18 protein-coding genes are annotated in these 20,964 nt (G+C 52.5%); 14 read left to right on the top strand and 4 right to left on the bottom strand.

The window, feature by feature from the left end:
- Nucleotides 1-12: 12 nt before the first annotated feature.
- From hrpB to PsAD37_RS04635, 4 genes are all read right to left on the bottom strand, one after another.
- Entirely contained in the window at nucleotides 13-2,466 is a 2,454-nt protein-coding gene (hrpB, locus tag PsAD37_RS04620) for an ATP-dependent helicase HrpB (RefSeq protein ID WP_063295143.1), read from the bottom strand.
- 99 nt (nucleotides 2,467-2,565) lie between these two features.
- Nucleotides 2,566-3,609, bottom strand: coding sequence for a glucokinase (glk, locus tag PsAD37_RS04625; RefSeq protein ID WP_063295144.1), 1,044 nt, complete (start codon nucleotides 3,607-3,609; stop codon nucleotides 2,566-2,568).
- Between the two features lie 14 nt (nucleotides 3,610-3,623).
- A complete protein-coding gene (locus tag PsAD37_RS04630) occupies nucleotides 3,624-4,052 on the bottom strand; it encodes a methylglyoxal synthase (RefSeq protein WP_063295145.1) in 429 nt (142 codons plus the stop codon).
- Nucleotides 4,053-4,313: 261 nt separating this feature from the next.
- Entirely contained in the window at nucleotides 4,314-5,138 is an 825-nt protein-coding gene (locus PsAD37_RS04635) for a DUF1194 domain-containing protein (protein ID WP_208860247.1), read from the bottom strand.
- A 728-nt stretch (nucleotides 5,139-5,866) separates the two neighbouring features.
- Between PsAD37_RS04635 and PsAD37_RS04640 the strand changes: the two genes are divergently transcribed.
- The 14 genes from PsAD37_RS04640 (at nucleotide 5,867) to upp (ending at nucleotide 20,880) form a co-directional block, all read left to right on the top strand.
- A complete protein-coding gene (locus PsAD37_RS04640; protein WP_244272480.1) occupies nucleotides 5,867-6,799 on the top strand; it encodes a sugar-binding transcriptional regulator in 933 nt (310 codons plus the stop codon).
- A gap of 69 nt (nucleotides 6,800-6,868) precedes the next feature.
- Complete coding sequence (locus tag PsAD37_RS04645) at nucleotides 6,869-7,867, top strand: BMP family protein (RefSeq protein WP_063295146.1); 999 nt, start codon at nucleotides 6,869-6,871, stop codon at nucleotides 7,865-7,867.
- A gap of 306 nt (nucleotides 7,868-8,173) precedes the next feature.
- A complete protein-coding gene (locus PsAD37_RS04650) occupies nucleotides 8,174-9,712 on the top strand; it encodes an ABC transporter ATP-binding protein (protein ID WP_063295216.1) in 1,539 nt (512 codons plus the stop codon).
- Nucleotides 9,713-9,773: 61 nt separating this feature from the next.
- Nucleotides 9,774-10,877: an ABC transporter permease gene (locus PsAD37_RS04655; protein WP_063286754.1), complete on the top strand. Its 1,104-nt coding sequence runs from the start codon at nucleotides 9,774-9,776 to the stop codon at nucleotides 10,875-10,877.
- A 10-nt stretch (nucleotides 10,878-10,887) separates the two neighbouring features.
- Nucleotides 10,888-11,856 (top strand): ABC transporter permease, encoded by a 969-nt coding sequence (locus tag PsAD37_RS04660; protein WP_057464188.1) that lies wholly within the window; start codon nucleotides 10,888-10,890, stop codon nucleotides 11,854-11,856.
- Nucleotides 11,857-11,867: 11 nt separating this feature from the next.
- Nucleotides 11,868-12,272 (top strand): cytidine deaminase, encoded by a 405-nt coding sequence (gene cdd, locus PsAD37_RS04665; RefSeq protein WP_063291339.1) that lies wholly within the window; start codon nucleotides 11,868-11,870, stop codon nucleotides 12,270-12,272.
- A 2-nt stretch (nucleotides 12,273-12,274) separates the two neighbouring features.
- Nucleotides 12,275-13,081, top strand: coding sequence for a purine-nucleoside phosphorylase (locus PsAD37_RS04670; protein ID WP_063295147.1), 807 nt, complete (start codon nucleotides 12,275-12,277; stop codon nucleotides 13,079-13,081).
- 14 nt (nucleotides 13,082-13,095) lie between these two features.
- The gene (gene deoC / locus PsAD37_RS04675; protein ID WP_063295217.1) at nucleotides 13,096-13,875 is read left to right on the top strand and encodes a deoxyribose-phosphate aldolase; all 780 of its coding nucleotides are present in this window, start codon (nucleotides 13,096-13,098) and stop codon (nucleotides 13,873-13,875) included.
- Between the two features lies 1 nt (nucleotide 13,876).
- Nucleotides 13,877-15,193 carry a thymidine phosphorylase gene (gene deoA, locus PsAD37_RS04680; protein ID WP_057464185.1) on the top strand — a complete coding sequence of 439 codons (1,317 nt, stop codon included), beginning with the start codon at nucleotides 13,877-13,879 and terminating at the stop codon, nucleotides 15,191-15,193.
- Nucleotides 15,194-15,292: 99 nt separating this feature from the next.
- Nucleotides 15,293-16,513 (top strand): phosphopentomutase, encoded by a 1,221-nt coding sequence (locus PsAD37_RS04685; protein ID WP_063286756.1) that lies wholly within the window; start codon nucleotides 15,293-15,295, stop codon nucleotides 16,511-16,513.
- 250 nt (nucleotides 16,514-16,763) lie between these two features.
- Nucleotides 16,764-17,639, top strand: a complete 876-nt coding sequence (locus tag PsAD37_RS04690; RefSeq protein WP_063295148.1) for a phytanoyl-CoA dioxygenase family protein — start codon at nucleotides 16,764-16,766, stop codon at nucleotides 17,637-17,639.
- 3 nt (nucleotides 17,640-17,642) lie between these two features.
- Nucleotides 17,643-18,644 (top strand): adenosine deaminase, encoded by a 1,002-nt coding sequence (locus tag PsAD37_RS04695; protein ID WP_063286758.1) that lies wholly within the window; start codon nucleotides 17,643-17,645, stop codon nucleotides 18,642-18,644.
- Between the two features lie 243 nt (nucleotides 18,645-18,887).
- Nucleotides 18,888-20,123, top strand: coding sequence for a DUF1688 family protein (locus PsAD37_RS04700; RefSeq protein ID WP_063295149.1), 1,236 nt, complete (start codon nucleotides 18,888-18,890; stop codon nucleotides 20,121-20,123).
- A gap of 127 nt (nucleotides 20,124-20,250) precedes the next feature.
- The gene (gene upp / locus PsAD37_RS04705) at nucleotides 20,251-20,880 is read left to right on the top strand and encodes a uracil phosphoribosyltransferase (RefSeq protein ID WP_057464180.1); all 630 of its coding nucleotides are present in this window, start codon (nucleotides 20,251-20,253) and stop codon (nucleotides 20,878-20,880) included.
- The last annotated feature ends 84 nt before the right edge of the window (nucleotides 20,881-20,964 follow it).

Raw genomic sequence — 20,964 nt, forward strand, 5'->3', positions numbered from 1 at the left:
CTCTTCGGCTTTTTATTTGCGCGGTTTCACCCGGCGCGTGGCTTCTGCATCCAGCGGATTATCTGGCCACGGGTGTTTAGGATACTGCCCCTTCATATCAGCCTTCACATCCGCCCAGGATCCTTGCCAGAACCCAGGTAGGTCCTTGGTGATCTGAATAGGCCGCTGGGCAGGGGAGAGCAGTTGCAACACCAACTGAACTCTTCCACCGCAAATGCTTGGATGATCCGCAAGGCCAAACAGTTCCTGTACACGAACGGAAAGCATCGGCCCTTGCTCGCCATCATAATCAATCGGAATGCGTGATCCGGTGGGTACGACAAAGTGCGATGGCGCCAAATTGTCTAGTTCCGAACTCAACTCCCAGGGAACCAGCGTTGCAAGCGCGTCCCCCAATGTCCCAGCACTCACTTGAGACAGAGCTGTCTTCCCTGCAAGGAACGGGCGCAGCCATTCAAAGTCAGCATCCAGACCCTTGTCACTCAGATCCGGCCATTCCTTGCCTGCCGTCTCGCGCAGATAAGTCACGCGCCCGCGATAGCGCAACTGATCCTTACTCCATGGCAGACGGGCTGCTCTTTTGCGGGCAATCTGTTCCAGCAACGCGTCGATGATCGCTTCTGGATCAGGATCAGAGATTTTCTTCTCGTTCAGCACCAACTTGCCAAGGACCCGCTGCCGAACCGCTTTGATGGCACCGTCGGGCATCAGCTGCACCTGCTCCTTCTCGCGGATGTGCGAGGCAAAGCGCGCTTCGAGTTCACTGAAGGAAAGTGGCGCAGCCAGCAAAATGCGTGCGCGGGCGGCTGTTCCTGTGACTTCGGCAACACTCAGGAACTTCTCGGCATACAGCGCTTCGCTCTCTTCCAGCTGCGCACCGCGGCCATTGGCAAGGCGAAAACTTCCTCTTGCACCCCGTTGCTGCGCGATGCGGTCAGGATAGGCAAGGCTCAGGATATCACCAGCGTCTTCAAAGTTAGCACGCTCAGAAGATCGCCCGCCAACAAGCTTCACCCAGCGCTTTGCCTGTGCCCTTGCTTCTTTTCCTCGTGGGCTTTGATCCTGCATCAAACGGCGCAAACGATCTCGCAGATCAGTTGATCTGCCACCCAACCCATGTTCGCCAATAATCACGGCAATCAGTGATGCCAGCTCCGCCTGTCCTTCTTGAGAGGCTTGCACCAGCATATGCCCAAGACGCGGGTGCAACGGCAGTCCAGCAAGATCACGCCCAGCTTTGGTCAGGCCACCATCCGCATCCAGAGCATCCAGCTCCTCCAGCAGCTCTTTAGCCTCAGACCAGGCCGCAGCAGGTGGCGGTGTCATGAACTTCAGTTGAGCGGGATCAGAAACACCCCAATTGGCAACATCAAGCACCAGTCCAGAAAGATCACTCTCCAGAATCTCCGGTTTTTCAGCAGCAGGCAGCGCCTTCGTCTGTGCCTCCTCCCAAAGCCGATAACAAATGCCCGATTCCACACGGCCAGCACGCCCCTTGCGCTGCTCTGCCGTCGCGCGGGAAACCTTCACGGTCTCAAGGCGCGTTAAGCCTGTTTGCGGATCATAGCGAGGCACACGAGAAAGACCCGCATCAATCACAATACGCACGCCTTCGATGGTCAGGGACGTCTGCGCAATGGCTGTGGTGAGTACCACCTTCCGCTGGCCGGGCTTGGCTGGCCGAACAGCCAGATCCTGCGCTTTACTATCCAAAGCACCATAGAGAGGAGCGATGCTCACATCAGCGGCAACGCGTCCTTCCAGCAAGGATTGCGTGCGCTTGATCTCACCCTGACCCGGCAAAAACACGAGCACAGAGCCTGTCTCTTCAGCCAATGCTGAACGAACAGCCCGCGCCACCTGGTCTTCCAGCCTTCCTCGAGGATCGCGGCCAATGTAGCGCGTCTCAACTGGATACTGGCGGCCTTCACTCTTCAGGATTGGTGCATCATCTAAAAGCTTGGAAACTTCAGCTGCATCCAGTGTTGCAGACATCGGCACAATGCGCAGGTCGTCGCGCAAAGCTTCCTGAACATCCAAAGCAAACGCCAGACCAAGATCTCCGTCCATGGAGCGTTCATGGTATTCATCAAAAAGAACCGCAGCCACACCGAAAAGCTCAGGGTCATCAAGGATCATGCGGGTGAAGACGCCTTCAGTCACCACCTCAATGCGGGTTTTGCCCGAAACCTTGCTGTCCATGCGCACGCGGTAGCCAACCGTCTCGCCAACGCTCTCACCCAGCGTATGCGCCATACGTCGCGCAGCAGCACGCGCTGCAAGGCGCCGAGGCTCCAACACAATGATCTTGCCATCGTCTCGCCATGGAGCATCCAGCAGGGCGAGCGGCACACGGGTCGTCTTACCCGCACCCGGCTCGGCAACAAGAACCGCATTGGTGTTTTGCTCAAGAGCAGAAAGCAAGTCCGGTAGGATTGCTTCGATTGGCAAAGAGGAAGACGTCATGGGCTCCGCAAAATGTAGGCGTCAAAAAAGAGGAAGCAGCTCCACAGACCTTAATCTATGCAAAGCTGCTTCCAGTCAAATTGGAATTTGGGCTCAGTGCTATTCCGAGGTTGTGGTGTCCTTGCGGTGCCAGCTGCGGCCAGTCAGGTCTACCAGATAATCATCAGGTGCACGGGTATAAGCCGCAAGGCCTTCAAGGGCGGGGCTCTTATGTGTGATGATGTAAGTCGGAATAGACTTCATGATGCTTTCATGCGGCGCTTTGGCCTCAAAAGCGGCGCGGAACTCACCACCATGCAGCCAATGCGAGATCTTCGGTGGAATGCCGCCTGCCAGATACACACCGCCACGTGCGAGATTGGTGATCGCGAAATCCCCCGCAACACGGCCAAGCGCAGCAGAGAACAATCGCAGCACTTTCTGCGCAACCTCATCACCATCATCTGCCGCTAAAGGCACATCCGATGGTTTCTCATAAGTACGATGCACCCCATCAGCTTGCAGCACAGCCTTAGCAAGGCGCACAAGGCCGGCACCACAGACAACCTGCTCAGCACCAACGCGCCCGCCAATGCGCTCGATATGCGGCCAGATGCGGTATTCTTCCTCACTCAGGGGGCCAAGCTCCACATGACCACCCTCACCAGGAACGGGAATCCACTTTCCGCAGGAGCGGATCATTGCACCTGCACCAAGGCCGGTGCCCGGTCCAACAACAAACTTGGTTGCGTTCTGATCAGCCACACCTCCGCCCACCTGATCCAGATCGACTGGGGATAGGGATGGCAAGGCAAGGGCCTGCGCCTCAAAGTCATTGAGAAGAACCACCTGTTCCAGACCAAGCTCTTTGATGAGAGCCGGCGGCTCAATCACCCAACTTGCATTCGTCAGGGCAATCCGGTCGCTGGAAACGGGAGCAGCAACAGCCAGCACCGCAGATCGTGGTGCAGCGTAGCCTTGTTCCAGAACTCCGGCGCGAATGGCATCCTGAATGGTTGCATGCGCCTTCGTACCTTCCTGACCACAGAGCTTGGTAGGCTCATTGGGGCCTTCGATAAGCGCAAAGCGAGCATTCGTGCCGCCGATGTCAGCGACAAGGACCGGGTAGGGTAGGTTTCTTGTAAACGGAGCAGAGTGCAGCATTTATAAGTGTGACTTTATTGTTGGCTGGAAATTTCTGGTGTTTGCGAGGAAATGGAAAGTCCCGCTAAGCGTGCAGAGCGCAAAATGATGTCTGCTGTACTGCGGTTCAACGCCATTGGAATATCGTAGACCAACGCCAGACGCATCAATGCTTTCACATCCACATCATGCGGCATTGGGGAGAGGGGATCGACGAAGAAGAAAAGACCATCCAGAGCGCGGTCAGCAATCATTGCGCCAATCTGCTGGTCACCACCAAGCGGGCCGCTTTTCATGCGTTGTACATCCAGAGATGGACATGCCTCCTGAATACGGCCACCCGTTGTCCCCGTCGCAAAAAGCTTGTAGTTGACGAGTTTGCTTTCATGCAGTTTGGCAAACGCAACCATTTCGTCTTTTTTGGCATCGTGGGCGATAAGGGCGAGAGTTCTACGCTCGGTCATTTAGGCTCCGTCAACACGTCGCTGGAGCGCATCCCTGAAAGGTGGTTCCGTTTTTCGGAGAGGGACACGCAGAAACAAAAACTTAGAGCTTGCCTGAAACTGTGCACGGCATGCTCTAAGTCTCTTGGGATTACTTATCCTTTAGCGCGTCTTGACAGGCTTTGAAAGAGTCAACTTGCGCCGTTTGTGCCTGATATTTGAGCGGCGACAAACGGCAGCAGGTCATACACAGGTTTCCGAAACTTTTCGGAGATCGCAGCATCAGTCGAATAAAGAGCACATGACCATATCTCTGCGTGACTTGGCGCGGATGAATTTGGGTTTGTCATCAACAAGGCCTGCAATCTCCAGCACAAGCTTCATGCGGATGGCATCACTGAAGCCTTCCTTTGAGCGGACTGGAATCGAAAAGGCTCCCGGACCACCAATAACGCAGTCTTCGTAATAATGGTCCAGATGCAGCATGGACTGCCACGAAATGCTTTCTTCCTTCAGCATCAAAGGCAGGCCGTTGACTGTCATACCCTGCGCGATTGCAGCATCACGCGCTTCAGTAACAGCGCTGCCCTGATTGTTCGGTCCATCGCCGGAGATGTCGATGACCTGACGCATGCCGTTGTATTCGTTTGCGATGACCAGATTGACCGCCTGTGTCAGCGCGGAGGAGATGGAAGTGCGCTGCACCCGGCGCAAGGGCGCCTCGGCAATCTTGCCCGCAAACTTACCCGCAGTTGCCTCGTCCGAAATAATAGTCCAGTCCGCAACAACAAAGTGCTCGTCTTTGCCACCCCACTCCATATAGGCAACAGCAATGCGACCGATGGGGCCGTATTTGATCGCATCAAGCACCTCGTCAGATGTCAGTGCTGCAACATACCCTTCTCTTTGAATGCGCTGTTCCTCTGGATCCATGCTCTGAGAAATGTCCACGGCCAGAACCAGTTCAAGGTCCACCTCCTTGGACATATCGAAGTTCAAAGATGCATGAGTATTGGAAGTTGCCAGGATGGGGGTAGAAAACAAGAAACCACCAAGTGCGAATGCGCCCGCAATCGCAGTGAGGGGTTTTGTGCACATGGGCCGCATTTTCAGCCTCCTTTTTTGCAAGATTCAGGGTGTCCCGGTCACGGACCTCCCCGCCTCGATTTTTTTATTTTGCTGCAATCGGCACTGAGCTAACGAAAACAGGTTACATCCATAGTATTCCCACGGTCATCCATGAATGTGGAAGACCATTCACTAGCATTGATATATATAGGGTTGTATTAAGCTGGCTCTGTGGAAAATAACTGTTTGATTTGCCAGTAAACGCAATCTGAAGATTTTGCGGCGACAAATGTTGTGCCAGTTAGTGCGTTGAAAATATTTTGTTTATTTTACAAATATTGAGAGTTGATCAAATGTTACATAAAGTTGATTAATTTCTTCATGATCTCTTTGCAAATTTGACCTGAAACGTGAGTCGTAACCTAAGTAATTTCTGCAAGTACTTGAACTGAAGCTATTTGATTTTATTAGTATGGCAAAAACAGTGGTTTAGTTAGCTAGCAATAAGATTCTGCAAATCGCGCAGTTTATTTCCTTGACCTTCCGTTTCACCTAATGCAAATGTGTGTCTGAAATATTTCTCACGTGGTGAAGAAATATTCTTATCTGATTTGGGGGAGTGCTCAGAAGCTCTGAAACTGAGCATTTCGGTAGGAAAATTGGGAATGGATTCTGGAGGTATTTCCAGAAAGCCATATAGGAATATAAGAGGCTAGACCATGAAGGCAGACGAATGGACCACATCTTTGGCCATTAGGGCCGCTTGGATGTCTTTCATTGGCCGAAGCACTCAGGGAGAGATTGCTGGCCGCCTTGGGGTTTCTCCTGCAAAAGTTCATCGCCTAATAGCACATGCTCAAAAAGAAGGCTTGATAAAATTTCATATCGAAGCCCGGCCTTCTGAATGCGTTGAATTAGAACAATTTCTCTGCAAGCGAATGAATCTGGAAAATTGCTTTATTGCTCCGGATCTTGGCAGCGGTGACGAAACAGACTCTTTCACGGCAGTTTCATCTTTTGCTGGCCAATACCTTCATTCACTTTTTACAACGAATCCACCTAAGCGCATTGGCGTAGGCATGGGGCGCACGCTCCAGTCCACCATCGAGGCAATGCCTCGTGTGCATCTTCCAGAGCTTGAGCTGCTGTCCGTATCCGGCTCGCTCACCCGTCGTCTTTCTGCCAACCCGTATGATGTTGTGCAGCAGCTATGTGCGAAGACGGGCGGTGAAGGTTTCTATCTTCCTGTTCCTTATATTGCTGAAACCAAAGCAGAAAGAGACACCTTTGTGTCTCAGGGCGCTGTACAGGAGCTGCTCGCGAGAGCTAAGGCCGCAGAACTCTTCATCATCGGCATCGGGTCCGTTGAGAAGGAAGGCCACCTTGTACAACGCAAGCTGATTACCTCTGAAGAACGTGAAGAACTGCTGGAAAGCGGCGCTTGTTCTGACGTGATGGGCCGCTTTGTCGACATTGACGGCAACGAAGTGGCCTGTTCTCTAAACGAAAAAGCAGTTGGATTGCACTTTGATGACGTCCGTAAGGCGCATGTTGTCGCGATCGTTGGCGGTTACCGTAAGGCGAAAGCAACACTGGCAGCATTGGCGACCGGCATCATCAAAGATCTGATCATCGATGAGGTTTTGGCCAGAGAACTCGCTGGCCTGCTGAAAGAGAACGAGCTCGAAGCAAAGACGTAAGTTGGGAGTCTGTTCTTCTTAAGGGAGAATCCTTTCCGCTCTACGGGAAGATATAATAAGGAAGAAACCGTGAAAACCACAACAATCCTCGGTGCAGTTGCTTTAGCAGCAGTCATGACGACTGGAGCTATGGCAGAAACTTTCAAGCCCGCAGTCGTTTATGATTTCGGCGGTCGTAATGACCGGTCTTTCAATGAAGCTGCTTACAAAGGCGCGTTGCAGTTCGAAGAACGTACAGGCATCAAGTTCCGCGATTTTGAGATCCAGAATCCATCTCAGCGTGAACAGGCTCTGCGTAACTTCGCGCGACGTGGACTGGACCCAATTATTACAATTGGTTTTGCACAAGCAACAGCACTGGAAAAAGTCGCGAAAGAATTTCCAGACACTCACTTTGCTATCGTTGATGCCGTTGTCGATCTGCCAAATGTTCGTTCCATCGTTTTCAAGGAAGGGGAAGGCTCATTTCTTGTTGGTCTGTTAGCTGGGATGACAACGGAAACCAATACGATTGGTTTCGTCGGTGGTATGGATATTCCTTTGATCCGCAAGTTTGCATGCGGTTACAAGCAAGGTGCCAAATACGTCAAGCCAGATATTCAGGTTCTTGAAAATATGGTTGGTACCACTGGTGCTGCCTGGACTGACCCTCTGAAGGGGGGGGAACTTGCCCGTTCCCAGTTCGCTCGTGGGGCAGACATTGTTTTCCATGCTGCAGGTTCCACTGGCACAGGCGTTCTGCAAGCTGCAGCGGATGAGGGGAAGCTGGGTATTGGTGTTGACTCTAACCAGAACCATTTGCATCCAGGCTCTATTCTCACTTCTATGATTAAGGGCGTAGATGTTGCTGTTGATAAGGCACTGACAGACGCTAAAGAAGGCAAGTGGAGCTCAGGTGTTGAAGTTCTCGGCCTTGCTGAGAATGGTGTTTCCTGGTCTTACGACGAGTATAACAAGCCTCTCATCACAGCAGAAATGCAGTCTGCAGTTGAACAGGCAAAGATGGATATTATTTCTGGCAAAGTAGAAGTTCACGATTACATGGTGGATTCTACCTGTCCGTTCTAATCTAATGGAAAGTGCCCGCACTGTCTGGTGTGGGCATTTTCGCTTACGGTGGTTCTTCGGAACGACCACTCCTTCCAGACTTTCAGTCTTGAAGGGATTTATGAGGGACTTGCACCCCTGTAGCCCGAGTAGAGTTTTCAGCCTTTGGGAGCGAAGGTTGAGGAGGAAACGAGGATAACTGCATTGGGATCTGTTCTCTGCTTCTCCTGGGGGTGGGGCAACGCTTTTGAAACGGTGTACTTCGAAAGTAGGAACGAGATTGATGCGCAAGTTATTGATTTTATAGACCAGAAAGGCCGGGCAACAGTGGCTGAAAGCAATGTACCTGCCATCGAGTTAATTGGCGTAAGTAAAAGTTTTGGGCCTGTTCAAGCAAACAAGGACATTGACCTTGTTGTAGGAAAAGGGTCCATTCACGGCATCATTGGGGAGAACGGAGCGGGCAAATCCACCTTGATGTCGATCCTCTACGGTTTTTACCATGCCGATAGCGGAACAATTAAGATCGATGACAAGACAACCACTATTCCTGATTCGAAGAGCGCGATTGCGCAGGGCATCGGTATGGTGCACCAGCATTTTATGCTCGTCGATCCATTCACAGTTCTAGAAAACGTTATTCTTGGCGCTGAGGGCGGCGCACTGTTGAAAGATGGTGTAGCAAACGCACGTCGCGAACTTAAGCGTTTGGCAGACGAATACGACATGACAATTGACCCCGACGCAGTCGTGGGTGAGTTGCCAGTTGGTTTGCAGCAGCGAGTAGAGATCCTGAAGGCTCTGTACCGCGGTGCAGACATTCTCATTCTTGATGAGCCGACCGGTGTTTTGACACCGTCTGAGGCTGATCACCTCTTCCGCATTCTTCGCGTACTGCGCGATCAGGGTAAAACAGTTCTGCTGATCACCCACAAACTGCGTGAGATCATGGATGTAACCGATATGGTGTCTGTGATGCGTCGTGGTGAAATGGTGGCCTCTCGCAAAACTGCTCAAACCTCCATGGAAGAACTGGCTGAACTTATGGTTGGCCGCAGTGTTCTTCTGGAAGTGGACAAGCCTGAAGTCGAAGTTGGCAAGCCTCTCCTCAAAGTGGAAGGCCTCAACGTTCGGGATGATCGCGGCGTGATGCGCGTGAAGGATGTTTCCTTCGAAGTGCGTGCAGGTGAAGTTCTTGGTATCGCAGGCGTTTCCGGCAACGGTCAGTCTGAACTCCTCGCAGCTCTTTCCGGCATCACCCGCGCCGAAAGCGGCAAGATGGAGCTGTCAGGCGAGACGTTGGACCTCTCAGCGGCACATAATGCAGCTGAAATGCGCACCAAGGGAATGAGCCACGTACCTGAAGATCGCCACCGGATGGGGCTGGTCAACAAGTTCGCAGAGTATGAGAACTCCATTCTCGGCTACCATCGCGAACCGAAATACTCAAAAGGTATGTTCCTCAATAAAGATGCGATCCGTAAGGAAGCTAAGGAACGCATCGAGAAATACGACATTCGCCCTCCAACCACCGAAATGACAGCTGCAAAGTTCTCTGGCGGTAACCAGCAGAAAATCGTTCTGGCACGTGAAATTGAGTGCAACCCGGACGTTCTTCTGATCGGTCAGCCGACACGCGGTGTTGATATCGGTGCGATTGAGTACATCCACAACCGGATCATGGACATGCGCGCGCAGGGCAAAGCTGTCCTTCTTGTATCCGTGGAGCTTGAAGAAATTCGTTCACTCTCCGACCGCATCATTGTCATGTTTGATGGCAATGTGGTTGGTGAACGCGGGCCAGAAGCAACAGAGCAGGATCTTGGTCTTCTCATGGCTGGTGTCAATCAAGAGGCAGCAGAATGATCATGAACTCCCTGTTTAACAACAAAATTTGCTTTGACCTGACATTTGGGGGAACACAGAAATGAGTAAGGGGCAACTTCCTCGTTGGGTTGACTACGGTGTTTTACCGGCCCTCAACCTGCTCGCGGCATTCATCATCTCTGGCTTGGTCGTTGTAGTAATTGGCGAAGATCCATTCGAAGCCGTTAAATGGCTCGTCTGGGGCGCGCTGGGTTACGGTGAAGGCTTTGGCTATACCCTCTACTACGCAACCAACTTTATCTTTACGGGCCTGGCTGTGGCAGTCGCTTTCCACGCTGGTCTGTTTAACATTGGTGGTGAAGGTCAGGCCTATGTCGGCGGCCTGGGTATCGCTCTGGTCTGCCTTGCCATGGACCGCTTTGTTCCATGGTGGGTGACGTTCCCATTCGCGATTATCGGTGGTGCTGTATTCGGTGCAGCCTGGGCATTCATTCCGGGATACCTGCAGGCAAAGCGCGGCTCTCACATCGTTATTACGACGATCATGTTCAACTTCATCGCATCCGCGTTGATGGTGTACCTGCTGTCTAACATCCTGATCCCTCAGGGTACGATGTCCCCATCCTCTCGTAACTTCGAGGCTGGCGGTCAGCTTCCATTGCTCAGAAACGTCTTCTCAAGCTTCGACTTCGGTCAGTCTCCTGTGAATCTGGCGTTCTTCCTCGCTCTCGCTGTTTGCGTGGTGGTCTGGCTTTTGATCTGGCACACCAAACTTGGCTATGAAATCCGCAGCTTTGGTGCAAACCCGGATGCAGCTGCCTACGCTGGTATCTCCCCGGTTCGCATCACTGTTGTAACCATGCTGATTTCCGGTGCTCTTGCTGGCTTGATGGGCATCAACGTTGTGATGGGTGAGCAGACACGCTTGCTTCTCGACTTCGCAGGTGGTGCAGGCTTCGTTGGTATCGCGGTAGCGCTGATGGGACGAGGGCATCCGATCGGGATTATTCTCGCCTCCATGCTCTTTGGTTTGCTCTATCAGGGCGGCGCAGAGCTGGCGTTCGAAATCCCAACAATCTCACGCGACATGATCGTGGTCATTCAGGCCCTGGTTATTCTCTTCGCTGGTGCTCTTGAGCATATGTTCCGCCCAGCAGTCGTAGCGTTCTTCGATCGCTTCTCATCAAGCACAGCAGAAGCATAGGGAGACGGACATGTTAGACACAATCATTCTTGTTCTCGACAGCACATTCCGCCTGTCAACTCCTCTTCTGTTTGCGTGCCTTGCTGGCCTGTTTTCAGAGCGTTCCGGTATCGTTGATATCGGTCTGGAAGGTAAGATCCTCGGCGCAGCTTTTGCTGCCGCTGCCGCAGCCTACGTCTTCCAGAGCCCGTGGATTGGCCTTCTGGCGGGTATCATGGTTTCCGTTATGCTGGCATTGGTGCACGGTTATGCATCTATCAGCCAGCGCGGCAACCAAGTGGTTTCCGGTGTGGCGATCAACTTCCTTGCAGCTGGTCTGACCGTATTGCTGGGTCAGGCATGGTTTTCTCAAGGTGGACGAACACCGGCTTTGTCTCCGGCAACCCGCTTCGAAAGCCTCACGCTGCCATTCGCTGACACTCTGGCAAACGTGCCTGTGCTCGGTCCGATCTATGCCAATCTGATCTCCGGTCACAATATTCTGGTTTATGCATCATTCGCTGCCGTACCGTTGACCTGGTGGATCATATTCAGAACTCGCTTTGGTCTGCGTCTTCGTGCAGTAGGCGAGAACCCTTCCGCAGCTGACACAGCAGGTCTATCAGTAACACTGCTACGTTACCGTGCGACAATCATTTGTGGTATTCTCTGCGGGTTCTCTGGTGCTTACCTGTCTGTTGCTCAGGGCGCCGGATTTATTAAAGATATGAGTGCGGGCAAGGGCTTTATTGCTCTGGCAGCTCTTATCTTTGCAAAGTGGAAGCCAGTGAACGCCATGTTCACATGCCTTCTCTTTGGTTTCCTAGATGCATTGGCAATCCGTCTTCAGGGCCAGGAAATTCCTGGAATTGGTGAAGTGCCTGTTCAGGTCTTCCAGGCTCTGCCTTACGTGCTGACTGTGGTTCTTCTTGCCGGCTTTATCGGCCGCGCAATCCCACCGAAAGCATCTGGAATCCCATATGTTAAAGAGCGTACATAAGGACAATAATAATGAGCGCATTTGACAAGCTTTTTGAAGAAGCAAAGGCGGCACGAGAAACCGCCTATGCGCCATACTCCAATTTCAAGGTGGGCGCTGCATTGCTCACCTCTGATGGCAAAGTCGTCTCAGGGTGTAACGTCGAAAACGGCGCCTACCCGGAAGGCACCTGTGCTGAAGGCGGAGCAATCGCGGCAATGATCCGCGGTGGCTCCACCAAGATCAACGAAGTTGTAGTGCTGGCAGACGCCGCGCTTTGCACACCATGCGGTGGGTGTCGTCAAAAACTTTCTGAATTTGCAAGCAACAAGCAGATCAAGATCCATGTAGCCAACCTCGAAGGTCTGCGTAAAACCTTCACCATGGAAGAACTGCTGCCTGCTGGCTTTGAATTGAATGAACAGATTGAGGATTGATTATGAGCGGATTTGGTAAGGAATCAGCGGAAATTGTACGCGCTGCTCGCCCTGGTGATTATAAAGTTGGGATGATCCTCGGTTCTGGTCTTGGCTCTCTGGCTGAGGAAGTGGAAGACGCGGTTCGCGTGTCTTACAACCGTCTCACTGGTTTCCCTGTTTCTTCTGTTACCGCGCACGCAAGTGAGCTGGTTGCAGGCACTCTGGAAGGTGTCCCGGTTGTTATTCTGTCCGGCCGTGCACACTACTATGAGAGCGGCAACCCATCCGTGATGCGCACTCCGCTTGAGACCCTCAAAGAGCTTGGCTGTGACACAATCGTTGCAACCAACGCTGCAGGCTCCCTGCGTGAAAACATCAAGCCGGGTTCTCCAATGCTGATCAATGACCACATCAACTGGTCTGGTCTGAACCCGCTCATCGGCGAAGAAGATGAGAGCCGTTTCCTCGATCTTTCCGCCGCATACGATCCAGAGCTTCGTGAGCAGCTCAAAAAAGCAGCTGCTGAAACAGGTGAAGACCTCGAAGAGGGCGTCTACATGTGGTTCTCCGGCCCGTCTTTCGAGACACCGGCAGAAATTCGCATGTCTCAGGTGCTCGGTGCTGATGCCGTTGGCATGTCCACCGTACCGGAAGTGATTATGTCTCGCTTCCTCGGCATGCGCGTCGCAGCAATCTCCACCATCACCAATATGGGAGCTGGCCTACAAGCCCACGGCCTCTCTCATGATGAAACCAAGGAAATGGCCCCGCTCGGAGCGGCCAAGATCAAAAAGATTTTGCGTGCCTTCCTCAAAAACATGGCTTGAAGGAAACTGGCAAAATGACCGAAGCATCAACAAAAGAAATAGCAAAGCGTGCTCTAGGACTTATCGATCTAACCAACCTGAATGATGACTGCACCGCAGAAGATGTAGCAGCACTTATTGAGCGCTCAACTACACCTTACGGTCACACTGCAGCCATCTGCATCTGGCCTCGCTTTGTAAAGCAGGCTGCTGAGCTTCTGAAGAACTCTCCAGTTCGCATCGCGACTGTTGTGAACTTCCCTGCTGGCGGTGAAGACACTGCAGCAGTGATCGAAGAAACCAAAAAGGCTGTTGCTGACGGCGCGGACGAAGTTGATCTCGTCATGCCATATCGCGCATTCGCAGAAGGCCGCCGTGGTTTCGCTGAAGATCAGATCAAACAGGTTCGTGGTGCAATTCCTGCTCCAGCACAGCTCAAGGTTATCCTTGAAACCGGTGAGCTGAAGGATCCTCGTCTGATCCACCTGGCTTCTGAAATTGCAATTGCACAAGGCGCAGACTTCATCAAAACCTCAACAGGTAAAGTAGAAGTCAACGCAACTCTCGAAGCTGCGGAAATCATGCTCAACGTACTGCGTGAAACTTCCAAGGAAGATCACCGTGTTGTTGGCTTCAAGCCAGCTGGTGGTGTGCGCACTTTAGAAGAAGCAGCTGAATACCTGAAACTGGCTGACGACTTGATGGGCAGCAACTGGGTATCCTCAGCAACGTTCCGTTTCGGCGCAAGTGGCCTGCTTGATGCAGTGCTCGCTGGCATCGAAGGCCGTGATAACGACACTAAAGAGACCTACTGATATGCTTCCTCAAGAAATCGTTCGTAAGAAACGTGAAGGCGAAGTCCTGACAGCTGAAGAAATTCAGTTCTTTGTAAAGGGCATCACTGATAACAGCGTAACCGAAGGACAGGTTGCTGCTCTGGCAATGGCCGTGTTCTTTCAGGGTCTCAGTGTTGACGAGCGTGTTGCACTGACACTCGGCATGCGTGACAGCGGTGACGTTCTTGACTGGTCCGACATCGGTGCGCCGGTCGTTGACAAGCACTCTACGGGTGGTGTTGGCGACAACGTTTCTCTGATGCTTGCGCCTGCACTTGCTGCAAACGGTGCTGCTGTTCCAATGATCTCCGGTCGCGGCCTCGGCCACACCGGCGGTACTCTGGACAAGCTGGAAACCATTCCGGGCTACTCCGCAAAACCATCCAACGAACTGTTCCGCAAGGTTGTTCGTGAAGTTGGTTGTGCGATCATCGGCCAGACTGGCGACCTCGCACCTGCTGACAAGCGCTTTTACGGTATTCGTGACGTGACCGCGACTGTTGAGAGCATTGATCTCATCACCGCGTCCATCCTGTCCAAGAAGCTGGCGGCTGGCCTTGAAACTCTGGTTCTCGATGTTAAGTGGGGCACCGGCGCATTCATGGCGAACTACGAAGACGCGAAAGCTCTGGCTGAAAGTCTCGTTCTTGTTGCAAACGGTGCGGGTCTTAAAACCACCGCATTGCTCACAGATATGAACGAGTCTCTGGCATCTGCAGCTGGTAACGCGATCGAAGTTCAGAACGCTGTAGACTTCCTGAAAGGCACCCACGTTGACAATCGTCTGTGGGATGTGACCGTTGCAATTGGTGCAGAAGGTCTTGCCAACTCAGGTCTTGCTGACAGCGTTGATGACGGTAAGAAGAAGATGGAAGAAGCCTTCACCTCTGGTAAGGCAGCTGAACTCTTCGGCAAGATGGTCGGCGAACTCGGCGGTCCAAACGACTTCATGGAGAAGCCAGAAGCATACCTTGCAAAGGCTCCGATCCAGCGCGCAATTCATGTGCCAGAAGCATCTTTGGTGACTGGTGTTGATGCACGTGCAGTTGGTCTCGCAGTTGTTGAACTTGGTGGTGGTCGTCGTGCCGCAGCGGACGAAATCGATCCTGCTGTTGGTCTCACAGACATCGCTGGTGTTGGCACGTCCGTAGACAGCGAAACTCCAATCGCCGTCATCCACGCACACACCGAAGATCAGGTAGAGCGTGCAGAGAAAGTTCTGCGTGATGCTTACACCTTCGGTTCTGCAGCGGACGTTAAAGAGTTCGACACGATCCGTGACCGTATTGCGCCTTAATCTGCGCAGCAATAATTAACTGGCAGGACAGCCTCTCACCTCTTTTGAGCAGACAATTATCTGATTGAGAGCTGTCCTCCAAAAACTAAGGAAACGCGAATGCCACGCGCAATTATGTGTGTACTCGACAGCTTCGGTATCGGCGCAGCCGACGATGCTGACAAGTTTGGCGATGTCGGCTCCGACACCCTTGGTCACATTGCCGATGCATGTGCAGAAGGTAAAGGCGATAAAGAAGGTCTGCGCAGCGGTCCTCTCTCCTTGCCAAACATGGATCGTCTTGGACTGGGTGCTGCCGCTCGTGCATCCACTGGTAAAGACATTAAAGGTCTGGATTTCTCCGGCACGCCAGAATCCCATTGGGGTTTTGCTGCTGAAGTTTCCAACGGCAAAGACACGCCATCCGGTCACTGGGAAATTGCTGGCGTACCAGTCACATTCGACTGGGGCTACTTCCCGGATGAGAACCCGTCATTCCCTGCTGAACTGATCGAAAAGATCATCGAAGTTGGTGAACTGCCGGGCGTTCTGTGTCTGACGCATGGTTCTGGCACTGTTGTCATCGAGGAATTCGGTGAAGAGCACGTCAAAACCGGCAAGCCAATCATCTACACCTCTGCTGACAGTGTTCTTCAGATCGCTGCCCACGAAGAGAGCTTTGGCCTTGAGCGCCTGCTGGATCTCTGCGTGAAATGCCGCACGCTGGTAGACGAATACAACATCGGTCGTGTGATTGCCCGCCCGTTTGAGGGGTCTGCTGAAGCTGGCTTCGAGCGGACTTCAAACCGTCGCGACTACTCTGTTCTGCCACCGGCTCCAACTGTTCTGGACCGTCTGGAAGATGCTGGCCGTCAGGTGATTGCAGTCGGTAAGATCTCCGACATCTACGCAGCGCAAGGCATCACCAAACTGCTGAAGGGTGCTGGCAACGATCAGCTCTTTGACCGCACGTTGGAAGCAATGGATCTGGCGAAAGACGGAGACCTTGTGTTCTCCAACTTCGTTGACTTCGACATGCTCTACGGTCACCGCCGTGACGTGCCGGGTTATGCCGCAGCTCTGGAACACTTCGACAAGCGCCTGCCAGAGATGATCGAAAAGATGAACGACGGCGACCTGCTCATTCTGACTGCCGACCACGGTTGTGACCCAACCTGGAAAGGCACAGACCACACACGTGAGCATGTTCCTGTACTGGCTCTGGTGAAAGGCGAGAAGGGTTCCAACATCGGAAAACGCCCGACTTTCGCTGATATGGGCGAGTCCGTTGCCAAACATCTTGGAATTTCAACTGGCGAAAACGGAAATAGTTTTCTGTAGATCCAGTAGGAAATTTTGAAAATAAGCCGGGCAAGCATTGTTTGCCCGGTTTAGTGTACCGCGATATATTTCTGAATTGCCTATGATTTGCAATTGTTAGAGTGCGTTCCGTTTGTTTGGACACAATCAAACGGCAAGAATTCACTCCAATAAAAATGTTGGAGCATGATGCGTGACTTTAAAGGAACGCGGCATGCTCTGAGGATGCTGGGAGAGGCATCCGTCGTGTTACATGAGAGGGGAATGCAGCATGCAGGCTCGCACGTTTACTGCACAGCAAGATGGAAGCTTAACGCCTGAGATGAAGCAGGCGTTCGAAGAGGATGGCTTCCTCGTTCTTGAAGGATTTGCATCGCCGGAAGAGTGCGATCAGTTGAAAGCACGCATGGCTCACCTGATTGACGAGTTTGACCCGTCAACAGTCGCGTCCGTGTTCGAGACCAATGCGCAGACGCATGCGAAGGACGCTTATTTCCGTGAAAGCGGTGATAAAATCCGTTTCTTCTTCGAGGCAGAAGCATTTGACGAAAATGGTGCTCTGACCAAAGACAAACATCAGGCACTGAACAAAGTCGGCCATGCCCTGCATGACTATGACCCTGTGTTTGAACAGTTTTCACGCTCCCCTAAAATGGAACGCGTGGCCAAAGATATCGGACTGACAGAGCCACTGCTCGCTCAATCCATGTACATCTTCAAACCGCCTCACATCGGCGGAGAAGTAAACAACCATCAAGACTCCACATTCCTCCACACAGCGCCGTTGACCTGCACAGGCTTCTGGTTCGCTTTGGAAGATGCGGATGAAACCAACGGTGGTTTGTATGGCGTTCCAGGTGGTCATCAAGGACCGCTTCGCAAACGCTTCCATTACAATGGCGAAGGCCTTGTGATGGAGACCCTAGACGAAACCCCACTCGAAAAATCTGCAGATGATGCGGCGCCACTTGTTGCCCCCAAAGGGACCCTTGTTATCCTTCACGGACTTGTGCCGCACAAATCTGCTCCGAACCGCTCTGATAAGTCCCGTCATGCCTATGCTGTACATATGGTAGATGGAACCGCAAAATGGTCGGATGACAACTGGATTACTCGGGCTAAAGACAAGCCAATGCACGGATTTTAAGAAATGAGACCAAAGCAGAACGTGGTGCCACGTGCCGAACTGCACTGCCACATTGAAGGTGCAGCACCTCCAACGCTCGTAAGAAAGCTGGCTCAACGCTATGATGTAGATCTGGGTGATCTGTTCGACACCAACGGAGCCTACAGCTGGCATGACTTTACCACCTTTATTCAGCAGTACGATGTTGCAGCATCTCTGTTCCGCCGCCCGGGCGACTATGCAGAACTGGCTGAAACCTACTACAAGATGCTGGCAGCTGAAGGCGTGATCTATGCGGAGGTGTTTATCTCTCCTGATCATGCAATCAAAGCAGGCCTGAGCTACAACTCTTATCTGGAAGGCCTCATAGCCGGTCTGGAACGCGCGAAAGCAGACACAGGCATCGAAGGCCGTCTGGTTCCACTCGGCGTGCGTCATGAAGGCGCTGAGTCCGTTGAAGGTGCAGTCAAGGCCGTCATCGACAATCCACACCCAATGGTGACGGGTTTCGGTCTGGCAGGTGACGAGCGCATCGGCCCGGCAAAGGACTTCGAAAAAGCCTTCGCTATGGCCCGCGAAGCTGGTCTCGGCCTCACAGCCCATGCTGGTGAGTTCGGTGGTGCTGAAAGCGTGCGTGATGCACTGGATTACCTGAAGATCACTCGTATTGGTCACGGTGTGCGTGCCGTAGAAGACGACGCTCTGGTTCAACGTCTGGTAGATGAGGAAATTACCCTCGAGGTATGCCCACATTCCAACATTGCGCTCGGTGTCTACTCAAACCTGCGCTTCCACCCGGTAAACATGCTGCGTCAGGCAGGTGTGCGTATCACCCTCAATTCCGATGATCCGCCATTCTTTCACACAACGCTTGGCCATGAGTATGTTGAAACATCTCGTGTGTTTGGCTGGACGCGTGACATCCAGAAATCCATCACAAAGAATGCGCTGGAAGCAGCGTTTGTTGATGAGGAAACCCGTGCTGTTCTTCTAAAGCGTTTGGACACTTTAACTGAAGAAGCATGAGTTTTTGCTTGAGTTGAGTGTGCATAAGCAGGAAAACTGGCATAGCCGGGTTTCTTATGCTCAAAACCTCAGAGCATAGATTGCAAAAAGCCCGTACCTTCATAAAAAGGTGCGGGCTTTATAGCGTAGATCACTGGGGCATTTTAGGCTTCGGGGCAGACGTTGCATAAGGCCGATTCCGGCAAACCAGAAATACGAGTGCTTTACAGGCCTCACCAGGCAAAACGATAGGAACCGACGAAGATGGAGATGCAAGCATCGCAGGCTTTGTCCTTGCTCAACGCAAAAGCAGTACGTGAACGCTCACATATGCTTTTGGAGCTGGGATTGCAGGGCGAACTTGAGCATTTTGCTGTTGATCTGTCTCACCTTGCAGAAGCTGCCCGCAGAACACTCGCTGCGACCGACAACACCTATCCAGACCGGCAAATTCCGTTTCATGCCCGCTGGCGCCAGTTTGAGACCGGTGGCATAGACCGCTGGGGCATGCTGGCTGGTGCACGACGCTTTTCTGATGTGCAGGGCATGGGCCGTGCAGCCTGCGATCTGGCAATTGTTTCAGCGCTGCTTGATGCCGCTGCTGGTGAACACTGGACGTATCGCGAAGCAATCACCAATGAGACCTTCAATCATTCTGAGGGATTGGCGATCGGTTCACTGGCCATGTTCTCGGCTGGCTTCTTTTCTCACGAGCCGCTGGACCCACTCAGGGCAGATGCCATCACCTTGTTCCGTCTGGACAAGGATGAACTCGCAGAAGGCTTACAAATCACAGAGAAGAACCAGCTCATCGGGCTGGATGGGCGACTGTCTTTGCTGAACCGTCTGGGAGAGGCTGTTTCTCTTCGTGATGATCTGTTTGGTAAAGAAGATGAGCCACGTCCGGGCGGTCTCTTTGATATCCTCTATGAGGAAGGGCAAAAGGGCCCTCTGGATGCAGAACGTATTCTGGAGCTGGTTCTGGACGGATTAGGGCCGATCTGGCCCAATCGTGAGCAGATTGACGGTGTGATCCTCGGGGACACATGGCGTCATTCCAAAGTCACAACTCAGGACAAAACCACCAATCTTGTCCCTCTTCACAAACTTTCTCAATGGATTGCTTATTCTTTAGTTGAACCTCTGTCGTGGGCTGGTATTGAGATGACAAACATTGATGGTTTGACTGGCCTTGCTGAGCATCGCAATGGCGGATTGTTTTTGGACACGGGCGTGCTGCGCCTGAAAGATCAAAAGCAGTTCCTGAACAAACACGAAGTAAGCAGCGAGCTGGTTGTTGAATGGAGAGCGCTCACGATCGCTCTTCTCGATAAGCTCGCGGATTGGATTCGGGCAGATTTGTCTGTCTCCCGGGACCAGCTTCCACTGGCATGTGTGCTGGAAGGTGGGTCTTGGGCTGCAGGACGACAAATTGCCCTTGAAAAACGAGGTGATGGATCTCCACCCCTGATGATTATCAGTGATGGAACCGTTTTTTGATCTATAACCTTTCGTCAATTGCACCTGAGAATATCAGGTGCCTAACTAAGACACGCACTGCCATGTACATGCTGACAAAAGGCAGCTGCATATAAAAGACCCGACTGGGTTGAAAAAGAGGAACACGATGTCCGGCGCAACCGTAATCGCACACCCGCTGGTCCAGCATAAGCTGACCCACATGCGGAGAAAAACAACCCCGACGCAGGACTTCCGCCGCTTGCTGCGCGAAATCTCTTTGTTGCTGTGCTACGAAGTAACACGCGACCTGAAGATGACCACCCAGTCCATCGAGACACCAGTTGCTGAAATGGATGCACCGGTTCTGGCTGGTAAAAAGCTTTGCTTCGCCTCCATCCTGCGTGCTGGTAACGGCCTGCTGGAAGGCATGCTTGAGCTGATCCCGTCTGCGCGCGTTGCGCATATCGGTCTCTACCGCGATCCTAAGACCCTTGAAGCCGTTGAATACTACTTCAAAGCGCCTCAGGAGCTGGAAGAGCGTCTGGTGATCGTTGTTGACCCAATGCTGGCAACTGCAAACTCTGCGATTTCTGCTGTAGACCGCCTGAAGAAGCGCGGCGCAAAGAACATGGTGTTCGTTTGCTTGCTGGCTGCTCCTGAAGGTGTTGCGCGCTTCAACGAAGCACATCCTGACGTGCCAATCTACACCGCCTCCATCGATGAAAAGCTCAACGAAAAGGGCTACATCATCCCGGGTCTCGGTGATGCTGGTGACCGGATGTACGGTACAAAATAAACTTTCTTGGTTTAGAAGCGTCAGGCATCAGGTCTGGCGCTTTTTTCTTGAAGGCATCCTCAAGAAATACAGACAGAAATACCG

Source organism: Pseudovibrio sp. Ad37 (genome assembly GCF_001623075.1).
In the GTDB taxonomy this organism is placed as follows: Bacteria; Pseudomonadota; Alphaproteobacteria; order Rhizobiales; family Stappiaceae; genus Pseudovibrio.